Below are 14,236 nucleotides of genomic sequence, written 5' to 3'. Positions count from 1 at the left end.
TATAGGTCAGATGATTCTTAAATTAAGTTCTATACCCTTTTTTTCTACGAATCTTTCATAAACCTAAAAATCTGTCACCTTATGTAAAATTCAGTTCATTATAATAACAGATTAAGTCGATTACAATAAGTTTGTAAGCGGTTAATCAAACAAGTCAGGAGGGTGAGGGGAAGGTTAGAGCAGTTTTCTGAAGAGAAGTAAGAACTGAAAGCCATATTTTTTTACTTATCATTGTAAGGGTTTTCATTTTGTTTTTCTCTCTTACGAATCGTGCTTTCGAAGCACAAGAGGTGTTCAAATATGGTAACGATTTACCACATTGCAAAGGCAACAGGATTTTCGCCTGCAACGGTTTCCAAAGTGTTAAACAATTATGAAGATGTCAATTTAAAGACCAAGAAAAAAATACTGGAGGCTGTGGAGGAACTGGGATATCTGCCAAACTCCCATGCGCGATCTTTAATTACTAAGAAATCATGGATCATTGGTGTCGTTTTTATTGAATCGTTAGGGATTGGGATGAAACACCCATTTTTTAACGCCGTGATTGAGAGTTTCAGGCAGCATGTAGAAGTCCAAGGGTACGACTTGCTTTTTGCTTCAAGAAGCATAAGCAACAAGCAGAAGAGTTATCTGGATTACTTTAAGTATCGTGGTGTAGATGGTGTTGTTATTGTCAGCTCGACCTACGAAGACGAACAAGTACAGGAGTTGATCAACAGCAGGCTGCCATCTGTCGTCATTGATCTGAAGAGTGACAAATCTTGTGTGGTCTACTCAGACAACGTTCGCGGTAGTTTTGAGGCAGTTCAGTATTTACACTCATTGGGACATCGGAAAATTGCGCACATTGCGGGGCACTCAACGACGTTTGCCGGTAAACAACGGTTAAAGGGATATGCAGAGGCTATGAAGAAACTCAAATTACCGGTGCCAAAGGATTACATTGTGGATGGAGAGTTCTTCTCAAGAGATAGTGGATATGAAGCTATGAAGAAGCTGTTAGCACTGAAAAACCCGCCTTCAGCTATATATGCAGCAGGGGATAACCTGGCTATTGGAGCTATGGAAGCTATTCGTGAGGCTGGGTTTGGAGTACCGGACAATTATTCAATCATTGGGTTTGATGATATTGAACTTTCGAAGATGTTCCATCCATCCTTAACCACTCTCCGCCAGCAAACCGATTTGATTGGCGAAAAGTCAGGAGAGCTGCTGCTCAGTCAAATCAATACAAGGAAGAAAAATGTAGAGAGTGTTGTTGTTCCAGTCGAACTGATGATTAGAAGTTCATGCAGAAGTATTTAAATTTTACTCAAAATTGAAACCGGTTTCGTTACAATTGAACTTTACTAAAACTGAAACCGATTCAGGCACATAGAAGTCACCGTCTTTATAGATTATTTTTTATATTATTTAGGAGGTAAGATACATGAAAAGAATCTTAGGTTTAGTCCTTACCCTGGTTTTGCTTGCTGGAGTAATCGCAGGATGTTCAAATTCCGCTTCTTCCAACAGTGGTAAAGACTCAGATGATGTATTAAAAGTTTGGTCCTTTACTGATGAATTGCAGGAGCCAATTAAAACGTTCGAAGAGAAAAATGGGGTCAAAGTAGAGTTAACCATCATTCCCATTGCTGATTACCCTACCAAACTGAAACCGGTTTTGGAAAGTGGAGTTGGTGCACCGGATGTATTTACTGGTGAAATTGCTTTCTTGAAGCAGTGGATCGAACGTGATTATTGGGAAAACTTATCAGCTGATCCATATAACGCAGATGAATGGAGCGAAGATTACGTTCCTTACGTTTATGACTTAGGTAAGGATTCAGAAGGAAATGTTAAAGCATTGTCATGGCAGACGACACCAGGCGGTATTTTCTATCGTCGCAGCATCGCTAAGGAAGTATTAGGTACAGACGATCCAAAAGAAGTTGGAGGCATGATGTCTTCCTGGGACAAGATGTTTGAAGTGGGAGAAAAGTTAAAAGCAGAAGGTTACCGCTTATTCCCGGATGAAGGATCTATTCGTTGGTTCGCTAAGAGTGAAGACCCGCAGCCTTGGGTGAATGAAAATGATGAATTAATCATGACAGAGGCAAAATTGAATTATTTTGATCAAGCGAAGAAGCTTCGTGAAAAAGATTATACAGCCTTTGCACCTGAATGGTCCCCGTCTTGGCTTGCTTCTATGAATGGACCGATTGCTTATAACGGCGGATGGGAAGAAGTGGATGAAAATGCTTCAGGAGAAAAAACGGAAGTATTCTCTTATGCTCTTCCGACATGGGGGTTACACAGTGTACTTAAATTGAATGCAGAAGATACAGCTGGCGATTGGGCAGTTACAACTGGTCCATCCCCTTATTTCTGGGGTGGAACTTGGTTAGGTGTTTACAGCGGTTCTAAGAAGAAGGACCTGGCTTGGGATTTCGTGAAAATGATGACACATGATGAAGAGTTCTTAACAGATTGGGCTAAAGATACAGGGGATGTCTTGTCTTACCTTCCTGTTACCAACAAGATCAAAGATGACTTCAGCGAGGAATTCCTAGGTGGACAAAACAACTATGAATTCTTCTTAGAAGAAGCGAAGAAAATTGAACCTGGTATCGTGACAGAGTATGATCAGCAGATTGATACGCTGCTTGGCTCAAAAGTTACGGAATATGTAGACGGTAAGCTGACAAAAGAAGAAGCGATTCAAGAATTTTACAAAGCCGTTGAAAATGCGTATCCAAATATAAAAACACCGAAATAAATAATAAAAGGATAGAAATCTAGTGTTTCTATCCCCTCTTTCTTTCATACTACGTGTAGGTCACGAAAGGTGATAGAAAGAGAAGGAAGGGAGCTTGCCATCTCCTTCATAGGGGATGGGCTTGTCTTCTTTTCAGCATAAAGAAAGAAGGTGTACATGGTGAAGAAGTTAGATCATAAAGGCTATTATTTTATCGCTCCATTCTTTGTAATTTTCCTTGTGTTCAATATTTACCCTGTTCTTTTAACTTTTTACTATACTTTTACTCATTATGAAGGGTATGGTGCACCGGAGTTTATCGGCTTAGCCAACTATGCCCGGATCCTGACAGACACTTATTTTCTAGAAGCGTTTGTAAACACGTGGAAAATATGGGGGCTGAACTTTGCTCTTCAATTGGGGATTGCACTATTTTTAGCTGCTTTATTCTCAGACCTTCGTTTTCGTATCAAGGGCCTTGGTTTCTTCCGGGCGATCTTTTACCTTCCGAACTTAATTACGATAAGTTCTGTTGCGATTTTATTTAACATTATGCTTGATTGGCATTACGGTTCGATCAACCAATTCTTATTAAAAATAGGGTTGATTGGTGAGCCGATTAACTGGCTGAACCAGCCATTTACGGCTCAAGTATCCGTTTCCCTGATTTTAACGTGGATGTGGTTTGGTTACACCTTTATCGTATTAATGGCAGGAGTATCTGGTATTTCCAAAGAGTATTATGAAGCAGCTTTGATTGATGGGGCTAACCGGATGCAAACGTTCATGTATATCACTTTGCCATTGCTGAAACCGATCATGTTGTATGTGATGATTACTTCTCTTATCGGCGGGCTGCAATTGTTTGACTTACCGATGCTCTTGACGGATGGCCTGGGAAATCCTGATGGCGCTTTAAATACGATGGTTCTGTATCTTTATAATCAAGCGTTCCGTTACAACAATTATGGCTATGCAGCAACGATTGCTTATATGTTGTTCTTGATTACGGTGGTCTTCTCTGCCATCACCTTTAAATCCATGTACCGGGAAGCCGCTGGGGAAAAAGCTGTGGCTAAAGCGGAGAAACGTAAAAGCAAAGTTGCGAAGAAGAGAGGGAATGTAAATGTTCAAGAAAAAGTTGCTAAACAAAACACTTATATATAGTCTCTTAACTCTATTAGCGATTATTAGCTTTGTTCCATTTTACATGATGATCATCAATGCCACACGAGAGACAAAAGACATCATTATGGGGTTTTCCTTTATTCCGGGCAGTGAACTAGTGGAAAACTATAAAAATATGATGAGTTACGTCAATATTTGGGCAGGATTCAAAAACAGTCTTTTCGTCTCTATTACGGTTACTATATTGAGTGGGTATTTTTCAGCATTAACAGCTTTTGGTTTCGCAGTGTATAACTTCAAAGGAAAAAATAAACTATTTATCTTTATGCTTTTGATGATGATGGTTCCCGGGCAGTTAGGGCTTATTGGTTTCTATGAGTTGAACAAGACACTTGGGTTCTTAGATACCTTTATCCCGCTGATCGTGCCTGCAATAGCCAGTCCATTTGTTGTATTTTTCTTAAGACAATATCTTGCATCCACCCTGCATTCTTCCTTGCTGGAGGCGGCCCGTATGGATGGAGCGGGTGAACTTAAAATCTTCCATACCATTGCTCTTCCAATCATGATGCCTGCGGTTGCCACGATGTCAATCTTTACTTTTATCGGTTCATGGAACAACTATATTCTGCCTTTGGTTGTAATTTTCTCTCCGGAGAAGTACACGTTACCAGTCTTAATGGGCTTCTTGAAGGGTTCTCCAGTAGCGCAAAATCTAGGGTCGTTGTATCTCGGAATTGCCATTTCTGTTGTACCGATTATGATTGCGTTCCTATTCTTCTCTAAATATATTATTACCAGTATTTCCGCAGGATCTGTTAAAGGATAAAGTCGTTTGTTTAAGGTTTTATCCTTTCAGCCGAAACCGGGGTGCTGAAAATTCTATGAAAATCAATATAAGTATGGAAACTATCGAAATCGATTTCGTTGAAAAAGCAAGGAGGAGGGAGAAGAACTTTCTCCTTCCTTTCCTATGCAGGGGCAGTTTACTTTCGGAGTTTGATTGATAGTTTTAAAAAGGAGTGCTTATGCATGGTGAATTATGCATTTAATGATAAAAAGTATTTTGTAATTGAAGATTTTGATCAGGCTAAGACGTTCTCAAGCTTTTTACCAGGACTGGCTGGTTTATACGGGGTACCTATGTGGGCCTTCTATGTTAATAGAGGTCAAGGGATGGTGAGCTTTGGAGTCAAGGATAAAAACAATGCGATCACAGAATTTTACCCAGCAAATCAGGCTTATGAGCGTGTATCAACAAATGGGTTCCGTACATTCATAAAAATTCAACGTAAGGATGATTCATTTTTATTTGAACCTTTTAATGATGGTTCGAAGAGAAAAGTGAAGCGAACGATGTTCATTAAGGAAAATGAACTTATTGTAAAGGAACGTAATGAAGAATGCGGCATTCAAACGACCGTAACCTACTTCACATTGCCGCATGAAAATTATGCGTCTCTTATGCGTAAAGTGGAAATAGAGAATATTTCCGAAGAGGAATTAAGTATCGAAATCGTGGATGGCCTGCCTGCCATCCTGCCTTTTGGGATTGAAGATGCTGCCTATAAGGCAGTTGGAAACACCTTGAAAAGCTGGATGGATGTGTTCAATTTACATAATAACATCCCTTATTACCGTGTCCGCTCTTCAACTGGGGATACATCTGAAGTAGAGGAGATAACCAAAGGGCATTTTTATACCAGCTTTGCCGAAGATGGCTCCCTATTGAAGCCGATTGTCGATGCTTCAATTCTCTTTGGTGAAAATACGTCCCTGCGCTTTCCGGACCGATTTGAATCTCACTCTGTTTCTGAACTCTTACAAAAGGAACAGATAACAGCAAATAAAGTACCGTGTGGTTTTTCAGCTTATGAAGTTCAGCTTTCTCCTCATCAATCATCCGTTTTACGAACGATGATCGGGCATGTCAATGACCTTGATATTATTCACGATAAGCGGGAAGAAGTGGCTTCTGCCGCGTATTTTGATGAAAAATACAAGGAAGCTCAACACCTGGTAGACGAATTGACAAGTGATATTCATACCAAAACCGGAAACGACTTGTTTGATGGTTATACGAAGCAAAGTTACTTAGATAATGTGCTGCGTGGCGGATACCCAGTTTTATTAGAAAATGAGAAAGAGCCATTTCTCTATTATGTCTATTCTAGGAAACACGGGGATCTTGAAAGAGATTATAACTTCTTTTCTGTGTTACCGGAATTCTTCTCTCAAGGAAACGGAAACTTTAGAGATGTGAATCAAAACCGACGGAATGATATTTTCTTCAAACCGGAAGTGGGCGATTACAATATAAAACTGTTTATGAGTTTAGTCCAGGCGGACGGGTATAACCCGTTAGTCGTTAAAGGGTCTTATTTTGAACTTATTGAAAAAGAAAATCTCTCATGGTTGGAAAGCCTGTTCACCCGTGAGGAAGATGTCAATTATATGAAGAAACAGTTAGAAGGGTCGTTTACACCAGGAGTTATTGTGCAGTCGATTGTTGATCGAAACATACGTTTAACTGTCTCACCTGAAGAATTTTTACGTGCCGTATTATCTCATAGTGAACAGGAAATTGATGCAGAGTTTGGAGAAGGATACTGGATTGATCATTGGACCTATAATTTGGATTTAATTAAAAACTTCCTAAAAGTATTCCCAGACCAAAAGCAGACCCTGTTATGTAAGGATCGTTCTTATCGTTACTTTTATAGCCCTGTCCTGATAAAACCTCGATCAGAAAAATATGTATTGTCCGGTAAGAAGGTTCGGCAGTATGGAGCTGTAATAGAATTGCAAGGCTCTAAAGCTGATAACTGGCTGAGGACAAAGGAAGGCAATGTGTATGAAAGTACGTTATTTGCAAAATTGTTTTCATTAGCCCTTCTTAAATTCGCAACCTTAGATCCTTATGGTATGGGGATTGAAATGGAAGCGAATAAGCCAGGATGGAATGATTCCATGAATGGATTACCGTGTATTTTTGGTTCAGGCATGAGTGAAACAGTAGAACTGAAACGGTTGCTTCAATTTATGATGGAGTGTGAAATTGAAGAAGAGACGATATTGCCCGTTGAAGTCTTTACATTGGTACAGGAAGTAAAAACGGCATTACATCAAAACCTTACCTCCTTTGAATATTGGGATGCAGTTTCCACAGCAAGAGAGTCTTATCGAGCAGTCATTAAGGACGGACTGGATGGAAGAGAAGAAGTTCTAACAGCTGCTGCTGTTCAGGAAATGCTTCAACTCTTTATGGCAAAAGTAGATGCTGGAATTGAAGAAGCAAAGGACTTAGGAGGAGGTTTAGTTCCGACCTACTTCTATTATGACGCTTCTCAATATGAAGTGAAACGGGATGACGAAGGACAAGTGATGAAAAACGAAAAAGGATATCCTCTTGTAAATGTAAAATCCTTTGATGTTCATGTACTTCCTCACTTCTTAGAAGGGCCGGCAAGAGCACTAAAAGGAATGAGCCCTGAATTAGCAGCAGAACTTCATCAGTTTGTTCAACAATCGGGCCTTTACGATCAAAAACTACACATGTATAAAACATCCACTTCATTAGATGAAATGAGTTATGAAGTGGGAAGAGCGAGAGCATTTACGCCTGGATGGCTGGAGCGGGAATCTGTGTTTATGCATATGGAATTCAAGTATTTATTAAGCTTACTGAATGCTGGTTTATATGAAGACTTTTTCAAAGATTTAAAGACTATACTGCCTCCATTTATGGATCCTTCCGTTTATGGAAGAAGTACGTTAGAGAATTCATCGTTTATCGCAAGTAGTGTCAATCCTGATGAAAGTATGCATGGAAGAGGGTTTGTAGCTCGTTTAAGCGGGACAACGGCTGAGTTTTTATCCATGTGGCAGATGATGATGACCGGAAAAGAAATGTTTGTAGTAGAAGACAATGAATTAACCTTAAAGCTCCAACCTCTTCTACCAGAATGGCTGTTTGATGAACAGAATCAACTGACTTTTACATTCCTCGGAGAGATTGAAGTGACTTATTATAATCAAAACCGAAAGCCAACCTTTGGACACAAAGGAGCATCTATCGTTCGGTATATCCTCCATGATGAAGAAGGATCTATCGTCATAGACGGGCAGAAAATTCAAGGTGAATGGGCTGGTAAAGTTCGAGACCGTGCGTTTAAGAGAATTGAGGCAATTTTAAATTAAGTCATTCCTCCCTGACTATATGGATATCCATAACAAATGAGATATTTCCAAAGTAATTTCTTAGGTAACGTACACTATTATAATGTGGAATTCATAATCTTTGGTACGATTGGATTCTGACTGGATGTTGTTCATAAATATTGATGTTTTATTTAAATTTAAACATGTGCTAAAGGTTTAAGCACCGATTATTTAGGTGTTTGTAAGCCATATATAAGTATTTCAGTTACTAAAGAATGGGCGGCATGATGTGATAGCGCCCAACCCCCTTTCATCAAAGGGGTTTGATGACAATTTGACTGGATATTGACTGGTTTTAAAAATCGTTTACTAAATTTACAAGCCTCTCAAGAGTATATAAACTCTTGAGAGGCTTTTCTTTTAAAAGGTAGCAGTCATTTTAATTATAACTACATAAAAAGTCCAATTGCCAATCTCTCCCAATAACTTTGGAATAATTGTTATAAGTGACAGGACGATTATCTCGAAACTGAGTCTTCAAGTACAAGGCAATGATCTAGAATACTTGAATTCAAGATAATGGAAAAATATGATACAGTTCTTTAAGATAAAAGTATATACAATTGCTCAAGTCAAAGCAGAGGCACCTCTGTTCTTGAATTGTGTAAATACCATAAAAGCTTTAAGCATCCTTCTTAAACGTAGATACTAAACTTATGCTTAGTCTATGGAGGTAGATCCTATGAACGAATCCGGTATTATTTTCTTTGAAAGAAAATTTCCAAGCGCAAACATGGTACTTATTAAAGATGAGTACCCAATCCTTATTGATACTGGCTTTGGTAGCGATGTGAAAGAAACAGAACAATTATTGAAAGAAGAGGGCGTTTCACCAAAAGCATTACACCTAATTGTAAATACCCATTATCACAGTGATCATGTAGGAGGCAATTTTCACTTTCAAAAGAATTATAGGGGATAACGATAAAATCTTAACCGGTGGTCATGCAGTAACTTGTATTGAAGGTAAACTGAACATCTAATGTAAAGACTTTTGATATATTTGGAGTTATAGAGACTACAAAATTTTCCGAACATAAAAAAACGAATAAAATGACAGTATAAGAGGTCTAACTGATTCTTTAAGTAACTTAAGCGTTACTTAAAGATGCGGTTACTATCACTGAAGGATATCTCGAAATCAAGTCTTCCGTTTAAGGGGGACCATTACATATGAGGAATGTCTATTTTTTAAAAAAAGTCTTCGAATAAAGGATAATAATGATTCCCTGTAAGGGTAAAGGGAATCTGAAGATCGTATTAATAATCTACAAGGTGGAACCCGTCACAAATATTAGACCAAACGGTTAAAGGTCCATTTTCTTATAGTATGAAATCTAGGAGATGATTTTTTTGACTGGATACTGTTCATAAAGTATTAAAACTTATTATGGTTAATAAACTTATTTGCTAACGGAAATCTTATGATTATAAGGTTCTACGGATCTTAATATTGTCCTATTAATTAGCCGATTGAATGGTTGGCATGATGTAATAACGTCCTAACCTCTGATACGATAGGGTTTTGTAACCTTACAAATTATTTCTTTGGATTTCTTTAGTTAGAAGTCTACAACTATCTAAAAAGTCTCTCTTAAGATAATAATTCCTAAGGGAGGCTTTTTTTATTTATAGTGAAGGGCTTTTGACCAGGGATATTTAATCTTTATTTGCTAATGAATAGAATAAAGTAGTTTTAATGGAATGAGGGACTTCCTTTTATGGAAGTTCCTTTTTTACATACGCACCAAATAACAGCACTTGACATGCCCGAAGTAAAAAACTATCACTGATCGTCACTGATCGTTACTGAGACGAACTGAGTTCACTGAGTGGTACTCACTCGCTCTCAGTGAGTTTGGAGCTTTACGTAATCACTGATAAATTTTTCTTAAGCGAAATAGTCTAAAGGAGGAAATAACTTTGCCTAAGAAAATTCCATTAGTTGATACAGATATACATGAACGAGTCCAATATCAAGAGCTTCTTGAGTATCTTGATGAGCCGTTCAAACATTACATTCAAAATTGCCATTGGATTCAGGAGAAACATATGCCTTATACACAACCTTCCGTTGCAGGGGTGGATCGAGCTGATGCAGTTATACCCGACGGTAGACCTGCCGGATCCGATTTATCATTCATGCAAGAACAGCTTCTCGATGATGTCGGCCATAAATTTGGTATTTTGACAGGTGCTCTAGACCCATCCCCTTCCTCGATGCATGGCTGGTACGAGATGGCAGCTGCTCTAGCTTCAGCCTATAATGACTGGCAAATTGATAAGTGGTTAGAAAAGGATGAGCGTTTATATGGGTCTGTTCATGTTGCTGCTCAGGACCGTGACGAAGCCGTGAGAGAGATCGAAAGAGTAGGCTCACATCCTAAGATGGTACAAGTTTTACTTCCTATTGATGACATCATGTGGGGAGATCCGTACTATCATCCTGTTTTTGAAGCGGCTGAGAAGCACAATTTGATGATTGGTATGCACCATAACGAACCGCCCGTCTATTATGGGAAATGGCCAAGATACTTTATCGAGTGGCATACCTTAATCCCCACAGCCCATATGAAACAAGTCACCAATATGATTTTTAACGGTGTGTTTGAAAAGTTCCCTAACCTAGGGCTTATGATGATTGAAGGTGGCTTCACGTTCATCCCTCACATGATGTGGAAAATGGATCAGCAATTCAGGGATTTGCGTCATGAAGTTCCATGGCTGAAAAGAAAGCCAAGTGACATTATGAAAAAGCATGTTCGTTTCTGTACCCAGCCTTCAGAAGAATTGAGTAAAAAAGATTTTATGTCACTTCTGGAGCAAATGGGGACAGATGAAATGATTTGTTTCGCAACGGACTATCCACACTGGGACTATGATTCACCTCACAGGGCATTACCGAATTTGGATCGGGAATTAAAAGAGAAAATTTACGGAGAAAACGCCAAAAAATTTTATCCGAAAATACCGAACTCAAGGGAGCGATATGATGAAGGAACAAGTCGTTTGTAAAACAACGGATATCCAGCCAGGTGAAATGATGGAATCCTTTTTTGGGAAGCAAAATGTCTTAATTTGCCGTACACCAGATGGCGAGTTCTACGCCTTTATGAATCAGTGTAACCACCAGGGCGCCCCCCTTGATAAAGGGATGATGTGTGGAGCTACTACGGAGCACAGTAAGCCTGGGGAATACCATTACTGCCATAAAGGTGAAATCCTTCGCTGTCCTTGGCATGGAAGAGAATTTGATATAAAAAACGAAGGAAGAATGCTGGCCAACCCTGATAAAAAACTCCCTAGCTTTAAAGTACGGGTCGAAGGTGTAGAGGTCATTATTTATAAATAGGCAAAAAATCTTTCAAGAAGGTGATAATAATGAATAGCAATCAACATCAAAATATCTCTGACGTGATTATTATTGGCGGAGGTCCTACTGGCTTATTTGCGGCTTTCTACGGAGGAATGAGAGAAATGTCAGTGAAGGTCATCGACAGTCTACCACGGCCGGGTGGTCAATTGATGGCCCTATACCCCGAAAAATATATTTATGATGTGGCTGGATCTCCGAAGATACGAGCGAAAGATCTAGTACACCAGTTAGAGGAACAAGCAAACCAGTTTTCCCCAGCTATGTGCCTTGAAGAAAACGTTAAAATTGTAGAAAAACTTGAGGAACATCTTTTTAAGGTTACGACGACTATAGCCGTTCATTATGCAAAGACTGTATTGATTACAAGTGGTGCAGGAGCCTTTCAACCACGCCGTCTGAAACATGCCTCAGCCGATAAATATGAAGGGAAGAATCTCTTCTATTCTATCACTGACCTGCAAGCGCACAAAGGTCAACGGGTATGCATTTCCGGAGGGGGAGACTCAGCTGTGGACTGGGCACTTATGCTTTCAGAGGTCGCTGAAGAAACGACTCTCGTTCATCGGCGCAATCAGTTCAGAGCACATGAGCATAGTATCAATCAACTAAAAGAGACAAACGTGAAAATCAAAACTCCGATGGCGATTGATGATCTGGTTGGTACCAAAGATCAAATAGAATCAGTTGTATTAAAAGAAACCAAAGGGGAAAAATCAGAGAATCTTAAAATAGATTCCTTGATTGTCAACCACGGCTTTTTATCAAGTCTCGGTGCTATCAAAGAGTGGGGGCTAGAAATTGAAAAAAACTCCATAGTTGTCAATCAAAAAATGGAGACCAATATCCTCGGAATCTATGCCGCCGGTGATATTACCACTTATGACGGGAAAGTAAAGCTGATTGCAACAGGTTTTGGTGAAGCCCCTACGGCGATTAGTCAAGCGAAACATTATATTGATCCGAATACAAGGGTTCAGCCTCCTCACAGTACAAGAGTCTTAGGTGGAGAATAATTTTATTGTTTTTCAAGGCTGGATGGACCGACCTAGAGAAAGATTTTATTTATAAATTTCATCGCTCACTATTCTCAAACTTAACTATGGAGTAGAGGCTTTACGATATTCATCCAGTAATTGTCTCTCGGATTCTTTATGCCGGAAACCTAGTATTTTGATTTATGGTTTTTAAAGGGGGAAAAAGAAAATGATTAAGAAAAATATGTACATCAAGGGTGAATGGGTACCCTCTACAAATGGTCAAATCCGTACAATTATCAATCCATTCAATCAGGAACCGATTGCAGAAGTTCCGGAAGGGGATGAAACAGACACACAGTCAGCGATCGATGCTGCCAGAAAAACTTTTGATAGTGGGAACTGGCGCCATACCCCTGCAAATGAAAGGGGAAAACTTGTATTAAAAGTGGCTAAGTTAATTGATCGTGATCAACAAGAGCTGGCTGAACTCGAAACTTTGGATTCAGGTAAAACATTGCTGGAAAGCTTGGACGATATGAAAGATATTGCTGAAGTATTTCGTTACTATGGCGGTCTAGCCGATAAAGATGGCGGCGAAATGATCGAGTCCCCGCTACCTGATTCCAAAAGTAAAGTCGTTCGTGAGCCTGTAGGTGTTTGTGGACAAATCACACCCTGGAACTACCCACTTTTACAAGCTTCTTGGAAATTAGCACCGGCTCTTGCAGCAGGGAACACCATTGTCATCAAACCGAGTGAAATCACTCCTTTAACAACGATTAAAGTAGTAGAACTCATCGAAGAAGCTGGTGTTCCTGAGGGGGTAGTGAACCTAGTATTAGGAGCTGGGGCTAAAACAGGACAGCTGCTTGCCGAAAGCCATGATGTTGATCTTATATCGTTTACTGGTGGAATAGAAACAGGGCGAAAAGTCATGGCGGCGGCTGCAGGGAATATTAAGAGAATTGCCTTGGAGCTGGGTGGAAAAAACCCGAATATCGTATTTGATGACACAGACTTTGCAACAGCCGTAGACCAAGCGTTAAATGCCGTCTTCTTCCACGCTGGCCAAGTTTGCTCAGCAGGCTCTCGGCTGCTAGTTCAAGATACGATTCACGATGAGTTCGTTAAGGCTTTAGTTGAACGAACCAAAAAAATTAGGCTTGGAAATGGGGTTGATGACTATACACAGTCAGGGCCACTTATTTCAAAAAAACATCTTGAAAAAGTGGAAAACTATGTACAGATAGGTGTTCAAGAAGGTGCTAGACTTGTGGTTGGAGGGAAACGTCCTGAATCCAAAGCACTCAATCAAGGCTTCTTCTTCGAGCCTACGATCTTCACAAACTGTACGTCTTCCATGAAAATTGTTCAAGAAGAAACCTTTGGTCCTATTCTGACAATAGAATCATTTAGTACAGCAAAACAAGCCGTAGACTTAGCTAACGATTCTAAGTATGGATTAGCTGGAGCGGTATGGACAAATGATATACGGAAGGCCGAAAGAGTAGCAAAAGAATTACGTATGGGGACGGTGTGGATCAATGATTTTCATCCATATTTTGCCCAGGCTCCATGGGGAGGGTATAAGTCATCAGGAATCGGTCGTGAGCTTGGCAAACAAGGGCTTGAAGAATATACAGAAGTGAAGCATGTATTTGAAAATACAAATCCAAGTCCTTTGAATTGGTTTTAAATATTAAAATTAAATTCTAAATAAGTTTCTGGTTCTTCCAATATTGAAGCTAGACCGAAGGCTTTCTCTAAAATTTTGTTTTCAAATAAAAAGATTTG

The 14,236-nt window shown here is 39.5% G+C and carries 10 protein-coding genes; all 10 read left to right on the top strand.

Annotation, left to right across the window (positions count from 1 at the left end):
* The first annotated feature begins 300 nt into the window (after window positions 1-300).
* The 10 genes from HM131_RS18910 to betB all read left to right on the top strand — a co-directional run bounded on the left by HM131_RS18910 (window position 301) and on the right by betB (window position 14,138).
* Window positions 301-1,308 carry a LacI family DNA-binding transcriptional regulator gene (locus HM131_RS18910; RefSeq protein WP_085031239.1) on the top strand — a complete coding sequence of 336 codons (1,008 nt, stop codon included), beginning with the start codon at window positions 301-303 and terminating at the stop codon, window positions 1,306-1,308.
* Between the two features lie 124 nt (window positions 1,309-1,432).
* Window positions 1,433-2,761: an ABC transporter substrate-binding protein gene (locus HM131_RS18905; protein WP_085031238.1), complete on the top strand. Its 1,329-nt coding sequence runs from the start codon at window positions 1,433-1,435 to the stop codon at window positions 2,759-2,761.
* Window positions 2,762-2,920: 159 nt separating this feature from the next.
* Window positions 2,921-3,907: a carbohydrate ABC transporter permease gene (locus HM131_RS18900; RefSeq protein WP_085032128.1), complete on the top strand. Its 987-nt coding sequence runs from the start codon at window positions 2,921-2,923 to the stop codon at window positions 3,905-3,907.
* Window positions 3,867-4,697, top strand: coding sequence for a carbohydrate ABC transporter permease (locus tag HM131_RS18895; RefSeq protein WP_085031237.1), 831 nt, complete (start codon window positions 3,867-3,869; stop codon window positions 4,695-4,697). Before HM131_RS18900 ends, HM131_RS18895 begins: the two co-directional genes overlap by 41 nt.
* A 203-nt stretch (window positions 4,698-4,900) precedes the next feature.
* Window positions 4,901-8,068 (top strand): cellobiose phosphorylase, encoded by a 3,168-nt coding sequence (locus HM131_RS18890; RefSeq protein ID WP_085031236.1) that lies wholly within the window; start codon window positions 4,901-4,903, stop codon window positions 8,066-8,068.
* A 703-nt stretch (window positions 8,069-8,771) separates the two neighbouring features.
* A complete protein-coding gene (locus HM131_RS18885; RefSeq protein WP_232324825.1) occupies window positions 8,772-9,011 on the top strand; it encodes an MBL fold metallo-hydrolase in 240 nt (79 codons plus the stop codon).
* A gap of 1,001 nt (window positions 9,012-10,012) precedes the next feature.
* Complete coding sequence (locus tag HM131_RS18880) at window positions 10,013-11,104, top strand: amidohydrolase family protein (RefSeq protein WP_085031235.1); 1,092 nt, start codon at window positions 10,013-10,015, stop codon at window positions 11,102-11,104.
* The gene (locus HM131_RS18875; protein WP_232324824.1) at window positions 11,079-11,441 is read left to right on the top strand and encodes a Rieske (2Fe-2S) protein; all 363 of its coding nucleotides are present in this window, start codon (window positions 11,079-11,081) and stop codon (window positions 11,439-11,441) included. The genes HM131_RS18880 and HM131_RS18875 overlap by 26 nt, the downstream gene beginning before the upstream one ends.
* A gap of 29 nt (window positions 11,442-11,470) precedes the next feature.
* Window positions 11,471-12,478 carry an NAD(P)/FAD-dependent oxidoreductase gene (locus HM131_RS18870; RefSeq protein WP_085031233.1) on the top strand — a complete coding sequence of 336 codons (1,008 nt, stop codon included), beginning with the start codon at window positions 11,471-11,473 and terminating at the stop codon, window positions 12,476-12,478.
* A 193-nt stretch (window positions 12,479-12,671) separates the two neighbouring features.
* Window positions 12,672-14,138, top strand: coding sequence for a betaine-aldehyde dehydrogenase (gene betB / locus HM131_RS18865; RefSeq protein WP_085032126.1), 1,467 nt, complete (start codon window positions 12,672-12,674; stop codon window positions 14,136-14,138).
* The last annotated feature ends 98 nt before the right edge of the window (window positions 14,139-14,236 follow it).

Origin of the sequence: Halobacillus mangrovi, from assembly GCF_002097535.1 — a bacterium.
In the GTDB taxonomy this organism is placed as follows: Bacteria; Bacillota; Bacilli; order Bacillales; family Halobacillaceae; genus Halobacillus; species Halobacillus mangrovi_A.
Note: the sequence above shows the minus strand (reverse complement) of the source record. Positions and strands in the feature narration are given on the sequence as shown.